10 protein-coding genes are annotated in these 13,073 nt (G+C 51.1%); 6 read left to right on the top strand and 4 right to left on the bottom strand.

Features of this window, described 5'->3' with window-relative positions; genetic code table 11:
- Positions 1-34: 34 nt before the first annotated feature.
- The 3 genes from AC55FS_RS12515 to fadB form a co-directional block, all read right to left on the bottom strand.
- Complete coding sequence (locus AC55FS_RS12515) at positions 35-1,408, bottom strand: YjiH family protein (protein WP_496932592.1); 1,374 nt, start codon at positions 1,406-1,408, stop codon at positions 35-37.
- A gap of 328 nt (positions 1,409-1,736) precedes the next feature.
- Positions 1,737-2,912 (bottom strand): acetyl-CoA C-acyltransferase FadA, encoded by a 1,176-nt coding sequence (gene fadA / locus AC55FS_RS12520; protein ID WP_496932593.1) that lies wholly within the window; start codon positions 2,910-2,912, stop codon positions 1,737-1,739.
- Between the two features lie 24 nt (positions 2,913-2,936).
- The gene (fadB, locus tag AC55FS_RS12525; RefSeq protein ID WP_496935968.1) at positions 2,937-5,084 is read right to left on the bottom strand and encodes a fatty acid oxidation complex subunit alpha FadB; all 2,148 of its coding nucleotides are present in this window, start codon (positions 5,082-5,084) and stop codon (positions 2,937-2,939) included.
- A 390-nt stretch (positions 5,085-5,474) separates the two neighbouring features.
- On the opposite strand from fadB, the gene AC55FS_RS12530 reads away from it, so the two are divergent.
- Positions 5,475-6,269 carry a hypothetical protein gene (locus AC55FS_RS12530; protein WP_496932594.1) on the top strand — a complete coding sequence of 265 codons (795 nt, stop codon included), beginning with the start codon at positions 5,475-5,477 and terminating at the stop codon, positions 6,267-6,269.
- Positions 6,270-6,414: 145 nt separating this feature from the next.
- On the opposite strand, the gene AC55FS_RS12535 is transcribed toward AC55FS_RS12530, so the two are convergent.
- Positions 6,415-7,161: a sulfite exporter TauE/SafE family protein gene (locus tag AC55FS_RS12535; protein WP_496932595.1), complete on the bottom strand. Its 747-nt coding sequence runs from the start codon at positions 7,159-7,161 to the stop codon at positions 6,415-6,417.
- Positions 7,162-7,343: 182 nt separating this feature from the next.
- Between AC55FS_RS12535 and AC55FS_RS12540 the strand changes: the two genes are divergently transcribed.
- The 5 genes from AC55FS_RS12540 (at position 7,344) to AC55FS_RS12560 (ending at position 13,008) form a co-directional block, all read left to right on the top strand.
- The gene (locus AC55FS_RS12540; RefSeq protein ID WP_496932596.1) at positions 7,344-8,228 is read left to right on the top strand and encodes a LysR family transcriptional regulator; all 885 of its coding nucleotides are present in this window, start codon (positions 7,344-7,346) and stop codon (positions 8,226-8,228) included.
- A 74-nt stretch (positions 8,229-8,302) separates the two neighbouring features.
- Positions 8,303-9,487, top strand: a complete 1,185-nt coding sequence (locus AC55FS_RS12545) for an aromatic amino acid transport family protein (protein ID WP_496932597.1) — start codon at positions 8,303-8,305, stop codon at positions 9,485-9,487.
- Positions 9,488-9,552: 65 nt separating this feature from the next.
- A complete protein-coding gene (locus tag AC55FS_RS12550; protein WP_496932598.1) occupies positions 9,553-10,308 on the top strand; it encodes a substrate-binding periplasmic protein in 756 nt (251 codons plus the stop codon).
- A 163-nt stretch (positions 10,309-10,471) separates the two neighbouring features.
- Complete coding sequence (locus tag AC55FS_RS12555; protein WP_496932599.1) at positions 10,472-11,086, top strand: NAD(P)H-dependent oxidoreductase; 615 nt, start codon at positions 10,472-10,474, stop codon at positions 11,084-11,086.
- Positions 11,083-13,008 (top strand): monovalent cation:proton antiporter-2 (CPA2) family protein, encoded by a 1,926-nt coding sequence (locus AC55FS_RS12560; RefSeq protein WP_496932600.1) that lies wholly within the window; start codon positions 11,083-11,085, stop codon positions 13,006-13,008. Before AC55FS_RS12555 ends, AC55FS_RS12560 begins: the two co-directional genes overlap by 4 nt.
- Positions 13,009-13,073 lie beyond the last annotated feature (65 nt).

A 13,073-nucleotide genomic window follows, 5' to 3' on the forward strand; every position in this document is an offset into this window, starting at 1 on the left:
TAAAAAAGCCCCGTCAATACGGGGCTTTTTTATATTACAACAACCAGTGCGCCATCAAGGCAATGACCGGCAAGGTAATCAGGGTGCGGAGCAGGAAGATGATCACCATTTCCACAAAGTTGACCGGAATACGGCTGCCAAGCAATAAGGCACCGACTTCCGACATATAAATCAGCTGAGTCACCGACAAGGCTGCAATAATAAAACGGGTTTTATCACTGTCTAAATCAGCAATCAGAATCGCCGGCAAGAACATATCGGCAAAGCCTACGAGTATGGTGCGTGAGGCTTCAACCGCCTGCGGCACATCCAATAATTGCAACAGCGGGATAAAGGGCTTGCCTAACCAGCTAAACAACGGCGTATATTCAGCCACCATCAGAGCAGCGGTTCCCAACGCCATCACAACTGGCAATAATCCCAACACCATTTCTAGTGCATTATGCAGACCTTGTTTGATTTGCTGAGTCGGACTGTCCATGGTGGACACTTTCAGCAGCGCCTGGGCCACACCATAGCTCAATGGAGTTTCACCCTCTGGTACATGGTCACGATCCACTTTTGGCTCAGTACCGTCAACCAATAGATCGGACTTAGTGGCCAATGGCGGTATACGTGCCATCACTACGGCGGCGACAATACCGGCCACCGAAATGGTGGCGTAAAAAGGGAATATCAGATGCTCTAGTTTGACTTGGGCCAACACCACCAGAGTGAACGAAATAGAGACCAATGAAAAAGAGGTACCGATAATGGCAGCTTCACGTTGGGTGTAAAAGCCTTCGTCGTACTGACGGCCCGTCATCAAAATACCGACACTGCCGTCGCCTAACCAAGAGGCTCCACAATCGATGGCACTGCGGCCAGGCAAGCGGAAAATGGGTCGCATAATGGGCGTCAGCAACGTACTCATCAGCTCCAACAAACCGAAATTCAACAATAACGGCAGGAACAATCCAGCAAAAATAAACACCGCCAGCAGGGAAGGCATTAAGTCACCGAACAATAAACCACCGGTATTGGAAGAGTAAATTTCCTCTGCCCCCACCTTGAAATACACCATCAACACCAGCGCCGCACCGATAATGCGTACAGCACTCCAGAAATGCGTAGGCCGTAGTAAATCACTCCAAAATGCCGGCAGTTTTTTCTCAGGCAATATCCAACGAAATATCCCGGTCGCAACTGCCGATATAGCCACCAATACCAATAACAATTCGGCCATTACCGGCGCTAATAAACTTTTAAACTGAGTTGCCAATATAGCGACCGGAATAGTAAAACCGCCCTCTGTTGGATATGGCATCATAAATAGAAATAACCCCAACAGGGATGGCAGTAAAAACCACAGAGTATTTCGGGTAGAACCTAATGAAGGCTGCTGCAGCAGCATAGTGCCTTTAATCATACTATTGCTCTTATCGTTGATATGACTTGCGCAAACTAAACCAGTAATCACCAAATACGTCCAGTTTACCCGCGAACGAGCACCGTAGAATATTCGGAAGAAATACCGACAGTCGGCCATCATACCAGGTAACAATATCCGTTATTTCGCCATTTCAGAGTTCCACACTCGCCTTGCCCTAACGCATTACAAGGTGACAATCCGAATGAAACACGGAAATTCGCAGGCGATTGAAAACAATACATGCGACAGCAGTCGCAAGATTTGCTTTATCGCTTAGATAAAAAAAGCCCGGCGACTGCCGGGCTTTTCCTTGTCCTGGCAGGGTTTACATGCGTTCCCACACGGTCGCAATGCCCTGACCCAGACCAATACACATGGTCGATACGCCGTATTTCGCGTCCTGTTGTTCCAGAACATTGATCAGCGTGGTCGAGATACGTGCACCAGAGCAACCCAGCGGGTGACCCAGCGCAATCGCACCACCATGAATGTTGACACGATCTTCAGCAATATCTTTCAGCTTCAGATCTTTAACACATGGCAGAGACTGAGCAGCAAACGCTTCGTTCAGCTCCCAGTAATCGATGTCGGTGGTTTCCAAGCCAGCACGCTTCAGTGCTTTTTTGGTCGCCGGTACTGGGCCGTAACCCATGATGGCGGCATCAACACCGGCAACAGCCATACCCAGGATACGAGCACGAGGCTTCAGACCCAGCTCTTGAGCTTTCTCATAGCTCATCAGCAGCATGGCAGAACCACCGTCGGTGATCTGAGAAGACGTACCCGCAGTCACGGTACCGTTCTTCGGATCAAACGCTGGGCGCAGGTTGCTCAAGCTCTCAGCTGTGGTTTCTGGACGGATGGTTTCGTCTTCCGTCACCAAAATCTCTTTGCCATCGGCATCGTGACCGTACATAGGCACGATTTCGTTCTTGAACTTGCCATCCAGAGTCGCCTGGTGAGCACGACGATGTGAGCGTGCAGCAAACTGATCCATTTGCTCACGAGTAATACCGTGCATCTTGCCCAGCATTTCTGCCGTCAGGCCCATCATGTTGGACGCTTTGGCAGAGTACTTAGAGGCTTCTGGGTTGTGGTCAAAGCCATGTTGCATGTTGACGTGGCCCATGTGCTCAACACCACCCACCACAAACACATCGCCGTTACCGGTTTGAATGGCTTGAGCCGCGGTGTGAATCGCTGACATCGCAGAACCACACAGACGGTTAACCGTCAAAGCGCCCGCTTCTTTAGGCACCACGGTCATCAAACCGATTTGGCGCGCTACGTTAAAGCCTTGTTCTAAGGTCTGGTTCACACAGCCCCAGATGATGTCTTCGACCAGCGCTGGGTTAACGTCTGGGTTGCGCTCAAACAGCGCGTTGATCAGGTTGGCAGAAATGGTCTCTGCACGAACATTGCGGAATACGCCACCTTTGGAACGACCCATTGGTGAGCGCACTGCATCCACAACAACAACGTCTTTTGGATTGTAAGACATAGTGAAAATCTCCTAGTGCGCCTATTAACCGAAGTAGCTTTCGCCGTTCGCTGCCATTTCACGCATGCGATCGGTTGGTTTGTACAGGTTGCCCAGCTCAGCGTACTTGTCGCAGATGGCAACGAAGTTAGCCATGCCTACTGAGTCCATGTAACGACATGCACCGCCACGGAATGGAGGGAAGCCAATACCAAAGATCAGGCCCATATCAGCTTCGTTTGGTGTATCAACGATGCCTTCTTCGATGCAGCGCGCGACTTCGATGCACATTGGAATCATCATACGCTCGATGATTTCTTCATCGGTGAACTCGCGGGTTTCCGCCACGATAGGCTTCAGCAAGTCATAAACCGCTTGGTCAACAACTTTCTTCGGCTTGCCTTTCTTATCGGTTTCATACACGTAGAAACCTTTGCTGTTCTTCTGACCGTAACGCTCTAATTCGTACATCACGTCCATGGCGGTCTTGAAGTCAGCCTTCATGCGATCTGGGAAACCTTCCGCCATCACTTCGTTAGCGTGGTGACCAGTATCGATACCGACAACGTCCAGCAAGTAAGCAGGACCCATTGGGAAGCCAAACTTCTCCATCACTTTGTCGACTTTCTGGAAGTCAGCACCGTGATTGACCAGACCAGCAAAACCAGCAAAATATGGGAACAATACGCGGTTAACCAAAAAGCCTGGGCAGTCGTTAACGACGATTGGCGTTTTGCCCATTTTCTTGGCGTAAGACACCACGGTAGCCACGGCTTCTTCAGAGGTCTTCTTACCACGGATCACTTCCACCAGCGGCATCATGTGCACTGGGTTAAAGAAGTGCATGCCCAAGAAGTTTTCTGGACGCTTCAGGTCTTCAGCCAGCAGGTCGATTGAGATGGTCGAGGTGTTAGAGGTAATGATGGTGTCTTCACGCACCTGGTCTTCCAACTCGGCCAATACCATTTTTTTCACTTTCGGGTTTTCAACCACGGCTTCTACCACGGTATCTACATCCCCAAAGTCGCCGTAGCTCAAGGTTGGACGAATGCGGTTCAACGCTTCACCCATTTGTGCTGGCTTCATTTTTTTCTTTTCAACGCGCTTCGCCAACAGCTTGTTGGCTTCATCCAGACCCAGCTGAATGCCCGCTTCGTTGATGTCTTTCATCATGATCGGCGTGCCTTTCAGCGCCGACTGGTAAGCAATACCACCGCCCATGATGCCAGCGCCCAATACCGCTGCTTTATGGGTATCTTTGGCTTGCTTGTCGTAATCCTTGGCTTTTTTCTTCAGCAACTGATCGTTGTTGAACAAACCAATCAAGGCGGTGCTTTCAGAGGTTTTTGCCAGCTTGGCAAAGCCCTTAGCTTCAACATCCAGAGCTTTGTCGCGAGCAAAGTTAGCCGCTTTTTGCATGCTCTTGATGGCTTGAATCGGCGCTGGGTAGTGACCCTTGGTCTGACCGGCAACGAAACCTTTAGCGGTTTCGAACACCATCATTTGCTCCATTGCGTTGAGCTTCAGCTTGGAGGTTTTTTCCTCACGACGCGCTTGCCAGTTGATCTCACCACTGATGGCAGATTGCAACATAGCAATGGCCTGCTCACGCAGTTTATCGGCAGCGACGACGGCATCGACGGCACCGTCTTTCAGCGCTTTTTCAGGCTTGTTCTCAGCGCCCATGCAGATCCACTCGATGGCGTTATCGGCGCCAATCACACGTGGTAAACGCACAGTACCACCAAAGCCAGGCATCAGGCCCAATTTAACTTCAGGCAGGCCAACTTTGGCTTTGTCAGACATAACACGCAGGTCAGTCGACAAACACATTTCAAAACCACCACCCAGAGCGATACCGTTGATGGCGGTCAGCGTCGGTACGTTTAAGTCTTCGATGGTGTTAAACACCACGTTGGCTTCCGCCACCCAAGCAGCAATTTCTTCTTCACTGCTCTTAAACGCTTCACCAAATTCGGTGATGTCTGCGCCGACAATAAATACGTCTTTGCCTGATGTTACCAGCACGCCTTTAACATCAGCGTTGCCCTGTACGGCTTCGACGGCGGCTTTCAAGTCTTCTAGCGTGACACGGTTGAATTTGTTGACTGAGTCGCCTTGCAGATCGAATTTCAATTCGGCGATGCCGCCTTCGATCAGATTTACCGTGATGGCTTTACCTTCGTAAATCATCAACTGTTCTCCACATGGTGGTTAGCTTTTAACTGATGTTTAAATGACACAACATCAGCATTCTGCTCCGGGTGCAATACCAAATGGCAGCCCCATCCTGACAACACTCTTGCTCATGAAACGAACAATTCATACGAGCGTTTGAAACTGAGGGCACACAATCGGGGAAAGCGGAAGGAAAGTCAATAGATTGCCACTACGAGTTTCTACTCAGACGGAACGCCACCACGCGCGCAGTTGCACGTACATGCGGTGTTTTACTAGGCAACACTCCGCCACTAGAATGAGATTTCAGGATTTTTTGTTACTGTTTGTAATATGGCATAGGGCAAACAACGTCGTATGCCATACACTCGACGCAACATAACAAAAACAACAAGAAGAATTGCCATGAAGTCACTAACGCACTATCTGCTTGCTATGGTCCTGTGTGCTCTGGTCGGCACCTCACAGGCAACCCCACAACAGCTGATGCTGGATTTGCAGCACATGCGATTGGCGTCAACCAACGCCGTCACTAACTTTTATATGTATTCTGGCCTCGATGCCGACAGTAAATACGATCGCCGCATTGGCAACAGTATGAAACGCTTTGATAAAGCTCTCACCAGCGCCCAATCACTGGCCGCTGCGAACGGTATTCAGCCGCATATAGATGAGCTTGAAAAACACTGGCAAGCCTTTACCAAACTGATGAAAGAAAATCGCGGAGATATGAAAACCCGCGGTTATCCCAATGTCCGCCTGGTCGATGAAATGGGCAAACTTAATGTCGCCTTGGTAAAACGGGCATCAGAAGCCTACGAGCAGTTGCGCCAGAACAGTGGCATTCAACCCAGCCAACTCGTGCAGCGCAGCCGTGACTTGGCCCTTCTGATGGAAGAAATCACCTCCCAATACTCAGCCAGAGGCACCAGCAACCTAGGGCAAGTCTTTATGGGCTATCAAGGGCGCAGTCTAGAAACCATGGCAGAAGAGTTTCAAGCTGAGTTGAATCAACTGGATGCGCTGATCAGTACCGACCGAGCCCGTCGCATCATGCAAGACATCGCTGCCAAATGGCAGTTTATGGAACGCTCGGTACGCAACTACAACGAGAATACCGTGCCCTTTTTGGTGGTCAGCTATAACGACCGCATTGTTGAGCACTTTGAAGAGCTAGAAGCTCTGATCGCTGCAAACTAAGACACGGTTCGTTCCGTTCAACGCTGCTTGCCTGACATCAGGCCTGGCCAGAACAAGCAGCAACATCATCCGTTATCACGCCGCTGGGCTGGCTAAAAGCCAGCCAAAGCTTCCATTGCCCTATTATTGCTCTACTTGTGTCATCCTAACGGGCACTGACTCCTTGCCACACCAGCCAGCAAGAATTCAACGCTAATAATGCCATCATAATGCGAAAGAACAGTTCGCCAGACATGCGCCCAGCCAACCAGCGACCGCTCACGACACCCAGCCAAGCCACCGGTACGAGTATTGCGGCCTGCCAACTTAGGGTGATATCCAGCACGCCCAAAGCCCCATAGGGAATGCACTTGGCAAGGTTCATAATCCCCACGGTAGCGCTCACCTGAGCCAAAAAGCGTCGATGCTCAAGTTTTTGCAGCAAATAATAAGCTTGCAACGGTGCCGCACCGGCGTGCGCCAGTGTGCTGCCCACACCAGCCAACATACCATGCGCTGGCGCCAATATGGCCGCTGCTTTGTAGGTAATAAATTTCTGAACAGCCGGCACAAAGCGCTGTATCAGCACCCAAAAACCCATACAGCCTATCAACAGTTGAATGCTGTGCTCATTGGTACTACCAAGCAACAAAGTGCCCACAGCAATGCCAGCCAACACCCCGGGGATTAACGGCCGTATTAATGACCAAGACAGCTGTCGCCGATAACCCCAGACGGTCAAACCATCCATCAAAATTAAAATCGGCAACATTAAGCCAATCGCAATTTCACCACCGACAAAGGGCGCCATCATAGGCACAGCCACGGTCCCTACACCGCCAGCAAAGCCTGATTTAGATACACCTGTCAGCCACACTCCGACACAAGCAATTAGCCAAAAATGCCACTCCACACTCGCTCTCCGTACAAGGTTACGCCCGCTGTTTATTACCCATGACCAACACACCCGTCTGAGATGCAACCAGCAGATGATCAGATTAAAGGCGGGTGATCACTTCAAACGTATATTAGTTCGCTGGATCCGAATAATAATCCCATAATATGGCAGCGATCATTCGATTTATTGGAATACAAATGAAATCGACCTTAGAACAGTGGCGCATGTTCAAAGCCGTCGTCGATCACGGCGGCTATGCCCAGGCCAGCGAGGCCATTCACAAAAGCCAATCCACCATCAGTTACGGCGTGCACAAATTGCAGCAGCAGCTAGGGGTGCAGCTATTAGAAGTAGAAGGCAGAAAAGCGCTGCTAACGCCCCATGGCCGCAACCTGCTATTGCATGCTGAACAGCTGCTGTCACAAGCCATGCGTATCGACGAGCTAGCCAACGCTTTAGTGGCCGGAGTGGAGCCGCTGGTCCGCTTGGCGGTCGATAGCGTCTATCCGTCAGAGGTGCTGTTTCAGCGCTTTGAGCACTTTTCCCAGCAATTCTCGGACACCCGCCTGGAGTTGGAGGAGTTTGTCTTGAACGGCGGCAACGACATGCTACTCGCCGGTGATATCGATATTCTCATCACCCATCGCGTACCCGACGGTTACCGCGGTCGTTTTATTCATCGCAGCGAGTTTTTACCCGTGGCAGCACCCCAGCACCCATTATTACAACTGGGCCGCGACGCCACCTTTAATGATCTTCCCCAACAACGACAAATTGTATTACGCGACAGCTCACAACAGCGCCAGGGGGAAGAAGGCTGGCTCGGGGCACACCAACGCTGGACCGTCTCTCACCCACTGACACGACTGGACATGGTACGCCGCGGCCTGGGCTTTGCCTGGATGCCACGTAACCTGATTAAAGCCGACCTGGACGCCGGATATCTGCAAGAAATTCCCTTTAGCGACGACGCCAGACGCTATGTCGATCTGTATTTGATCAATGCTCGCGAAGAACATTCAGGCCCTGCAACTAAGGCCCTGGTTCAGTTATTGAGCAGCGACATACCAGCAGAATGTTGACCGATCCGACAGACGGCAGATGACAAACATTGACAAGATGATTACTATCGCGCGCTTTTGTCAGAGTCCCCCTTATGAATGCATCCAATCATCGCGGCCGCGTTGTCGGCAGTGCGCTGATTATCGCTGGCACCACCATAGGTGCCGGTATGTTAGCCCTGCCTTTAGCCTCCGCTGGCTTAGGCATAGTCAATGCCAGTTTCTTATTAGTTGCCATGTGGGCATTGATGACCTACACCGCCCTGCTGATGCTCGAGCTGCACCAGCACGCTGATGCCAATGCCACCCTCAATCGTTTAGCACACCAGTTTCTGGGCCGTCACGGCCAATGGCTAGCCTCGGCAGCCATTTTGTTTTTACTGTACAGCTTATGCGCCGCCTATATTGCTGGCGGCGGTGGGCAAATGCAGCATAGCCTGCAACAGTGGCTGCCCGATATCCCAGACTTCAGCGGCACCTTGGCCTTTACCCTGCTGGTCGCCACGGTCGTTATTCTGGGAACGCGCCAAGTAGACATCATTAACCGCGGCCTGTTTACCCTCAAAATCATCGCCCTGGTGGCATCACTGATTTTGATCACTCCTCATATTCGCACCACCCACCTGGTTGATTTGCCGTTGCAGCAAGGGTTGTTACTGACCGCCATACCTGTGGTATTTACCTCGTTTGGCTTTCACAGCAGCATCCCATCGATTGTTCGTTATCTCGACCTGGATATCTCCAGCGTGCGCCGTGCTTTATTGTGGGGGGCGAGTTTGCCGCTGTTGGTGTATTTGCTGTGGCAACTGGCCAGTTTCGGCAGTCTCGGCGCCGATGAACTGCAGCGCAGTCAATCGTTGCCAGATTTTATGCAAGCCATTCGCGCCGTTATTGATCAGCCCACCGTCGCCAGCGGTATTTCCTGGTTTGCTGACCTAGCGTTGGCCACCTCATTTCTGGGAGTCAGCCTAGGGCTGTTCGATTTCCTGGCCGACACCCTAAAAGCCAACGATAAACGCTTTGGTCGTTTCGCGGTGGGTTTGATCACCTTTATTCCACCGCTGCTATTTGCCCTGTACTACCCACAAGGCTTTATCGCAGCGCTGGGGTACGCGGCCATTGCTTTGGCTGTATTGGCACTGTTGCTGCCTGCTGCACTGGTGTACATCAGCCGCAAACGCCATCCTGAGGTGAGCTATCGGGTGAAAGGCGGCAATCTGGCGCTGGCGGTGGTCGGATCTTCCGGGCTGGGCATCATTGCCGCACAGCTGTTGCAATAGGCCAGGTACAGCAAATTCCTGAGCGTTTCCTACACTGTCGTTAACTCAACCATGAGAGAGCCACTATGACCCTGACTAGACGCATTCTCGCCAGCTTGGCGCTGGTGCTGATCATTCAACCGTTATCGGCTGCTGAAATGCCCATCATGAGGCTATTTACTGAGCAGTTTCCGCCTTACAACATGACATCAAACTCCGAGCCATTCGCTCACAGCGCCGACGAAATTACCGGCTTGTGTACCGATCTGGTGAAAACCATCATGAAAGAGGCTGGGGTTGAGTATGACATGCGGCTAAGAAACTGGTCAGCTGGCCTGAGCCGCGCCACTCAAAAACCCAATCACGGTCTGTTTTGTATGGCTCGCAACGCTGAGCGGGACAAACAATTCGTCATGGTGGGCCCATTGACGTCATTGCGCTGGACGCTATTTGCCGCGCCTGGCTCGAACATCAAGTTAAGCTCGTTGGACGATGCCAAGAAGTACACCATTGGTGGTTATACTGGCGATGCGATGACGGATAAGCTCACCAAGATGGGGCTAAACGTGTCTGCCATCAGCAACGATCGTTTTAATCCGCGCCGGCTAGAACTAGGCCAGGTCGACTTGTGGATTTCTGATCGACTAGCTGGCCCTTATGTCGCTGCCGACGCTTTTGATATCGTTGATTTGAAGCCAATTCTGGAGTTTGAACGCATGGATTTGTATCTCGGTCTTAACCCAGATACCGACCCACGCGCAATTCAACGTATACAAGAAGCCTTCCGCACATTAGAAAAACGCGGCACGTTAAACGACGTTCGTCGCAGCCACGGGCTGTAAACTCTGCCTCGCAGGCTGGCGTCATCAACAGACGCTGGCTTGCGGCCGATTGCTCTCCAACCGCTCTAAAACTGCAGAGTTACTCCAGATCACGCAAAACAGTCGCATCTAACGCGACGACACTGTCTAATCTGCCCATATACACTTTGTTTATGAGCTGTCCATGAAGCGTGTTCTGATCCTTTTCGCACACCCCGCCCTGCATAAATCCGAAATCAATCAGCTGCTATTTAACGCCTCTGCAGATCACCCTGAGGTGACATTGGTCGACCTTTACGCCCGTTACCCGACCTTTGATATCGACATAGAGGCCGAACAACAGCAATTACGCCAGCACGATGTCATCGTCTTTATGTTCCCGCTGTACTGGTACTCAACGCCGGCCTTACTGAAGGAGTGGCAGGACTTAGTGCTAGAGCACGATTTTGCCTATGGCTCTCACGGAACGGCGTTGCAAGGTAAACACTTCTTCTGCGTCACATCGGCTGGCGGCAGCGAAAAGGGCTATCAGCACCAAGGTTACAACCATTTCACCATTCGCGAGCTATTACAGCCGCTGGAGCAAACAGCCAACTTAACCCACATGACCTATGTGCCTCCGCTGGTGCTGTTTAGCGCTCGCACCGCTTTGGATGATGGCCGCGCGCAGCAGCATAAGGCCGACTGGCTAAATCTGCTCGCGCACATAATCTCTGAGCAGATTAACCTCAACGACGCTGTCGACTACCCCACCCTTAACGACTTCTGGACTGGCCGCTTACAGGAGGCCAACCCATGACCAGTTATTTTGTGCAGGCATTTATCTACCTGATCGCTGCCGTCATTGCCGTGCCTTTGGCTAAGCGATTGGGCTTAGGTTCTGTATTGGGTTATCTGGTGGCCGGCGTCATCATTGGCCCAGTGACGGGCCTGGTAGGCCAGGAAACCGCCACCATTCAGCACTTTGCCGAATTCGGCGTTGTCATGATGCTGTTTTTGGTCGGCATGGAACTGGACCCAACCAGCCTATGGCAAATGCGTCATAAGTTAATCGGCTTAGGGGGGCTGCAAGTAGGGCTGACGGCATTGGTTGTTATGGGCATCGCCAGCGTCGCCGGACAAACCTGGAGCATTGCGTTAACCATAGGGCTGATCTTTGCTCTGTCGTCGACCGCCATTGTGTTGCAAACCTTGCAAGAAAAAAGACTTAGTAATACCGAAGGTGGGCGCAGCGCATTTTCTGTATTGCTATTCCAAGACATCGCCGTCATCCCCATCTTAGCCTTCATTCCACTACTGGCATTACCAGAGCTAGTGGCGCTCAGCAATACCACAGCTGCTCATAATGAATTGTCGCTAGTGACCGGCCTTCCAGCTTGGATTCACGCACTGGTGGTGATTTCTGCCGTCGCCTTTGTCGTTATTGGCGGCCACTTCCTCAGCCGCCCTATTTTTAAATACGTGGTTAATTCCGGCTTGCGAGAAATATTTACCGCCACAGCACTAATGCTGGTCATTGGCATTGCCGCATTAATGAGTTTGGTCGGGCTATCACCAGCACTCGGCGCCTTTTTAGCTGGCGTAGTACTGGCCAACTCAGAATTTAGACACGAGCTGGAAAGCAATATTGAGCCGTTTAAAGGCCTGCTTCTTGGGCTGTTTTTTATCACCGTTGGTGCAGGTATTAGCTTTGACATGCTGCAACAGCAAGCCAGCACATTAATCATCATGACCCTGGCTGTGATTATCGGCAAGGCTGCCATATTGCTAGCATTGGCGAAAATATTTCATATCAAAGACAGCAATGGCTGGCTATTTACGCTAAGTTTGGCCCAGGCTGGCGAGTTTGGATTTGTATTGCTGTCCTACAGTGTTCAAAACCATGTGTTACCGGCCGAGCTAGCACAGCTATTATCTATGGTAGTAGCACTGTCAATGTTCTTAACACCCGCTCTATTTATCGCCTTTGATAAGTTAATTTTGCCGCGTTATAGGCATCACGCCAATCAGAGAAATGCCGACACCATCGACGAACAAGGTAAAGTGATTATCGCTGGCATTGGTCGATTTGGTCAGATCGTCAGTCGTTTATTACGTGCTAACGGGTTTTCTACCGTTGTACTCGATCACGAACTAACACAAGTCGAAAATGTACGCCGAGTAAAAATCAAAAGCTTTTTCGGTGATGCCAGCCGGCCTGACTTGCTGCATACCGCCGGCATAGCCGACGCCCACTTATTTGTTATTGCCATCGACCAGCGTGAGGTATCCATTGAGCTGACTCGCTATGTTAAACAGACTTACCCCAAGGTGCGCATTTTGGTACGAGCCTTTGATCGGCCACATTATTTTGCCTTAAAAGACGCCGGCGCCGATTGGATCGTCAGTGAAACCTACCATTCAGCTCTGCAGCTAGGTGGCGAAGCTTTGACTTCTCTGGGAATACATCCATTTAGAGCTGAGCAATTAAAGCGTGCATTTATCAACTTGGAGCGGCAGCATTCACAGCAACTGTTTGAAGCATGGAAAGCAAAAGGCGAAGAAAAGAAAATCAGCCACGAATATACTGAGCTATTTTTGCAAATGGAGGCCAGCATTTCAGCGGCCATGCAGGACGAACCTGACGACCGCCATAGCCGATCGGAACGCGGCTGGACGCCACCACCTAAAGGTTACACCGACGACTTAGAGCAGGAATATCAGCGCGGCGATATCGGCTAGAGATGTCCCTTCAGTTATGACATCAAACAGGCTTCTTTAACTAGGGCCTGTTCACACTATTCCGA

Source organism: Bacterioplanes sp. CLAM21 (assembly GCF_059641015.1).

Coding starts and splice junctions, on each gene's coding strand:
- AC55FS_RS12515 (WP_496932592.1), bottom strand. CDS start 1,408: ATGATTAAAGGCACTATGCTGCTGCAGCAGCCTTCATTAGGTTCTACC.
- fadA (WP_496932593.1), bottom strand. CDS start 2,912: ATGTCTTACAATCCAAAAGACGTTGTTGTTGTGGATGCAGTGCGCTCA.
- fadB (WP_496935968.1), bottom strand. CDS start 5,084: ATGATTTACGAAGGTAAAGCCATCACGGTAAATCTGATCGAAGGCGGC.
- AC55FS_RS12530 (WP_496932594.1), top strand. CDS start 5,475: ATGAAGTCACTAACGCACTATCTGCTTGCTATGGTCCTGTGTGCTCTG.
- AC55FS_RS12540 (WP_496932596.1), top strand. CDS start 7,344: ATGAAATCGACCTTAGAACAGTGGCGCATGTTCAAAGCCGTCGTCGAT.
- AC55FS_RS12545 (WP_496932597.1), top strand. CDS start 8,303: ATGAATGCATCCAATCATCGCGGCCGCGTTGTCGGCAGTGCGCTGATT.
- AC55FS_RS12550 (WP_496932598.1), top strand. CDS start 9,553: ATGACCCTGACTAGACGCATTCTCGCCAGCTTGGCGCTGGTGCTGATC.
- AC55FS_RS12555 (WP_496932599.1), top strand. CDS start 10,472: ATGAAGCGTGTTCTGATCCTTTTCGCACACCCCGCCCTGCATAAATCC.
- AC55FS_RS12560 (WP_496932600.1), top strand. CDS start 11,083: ATGACCAGTTATTTTGTGCAGGCATTTATCTACCTGATCGCTGCCGTC.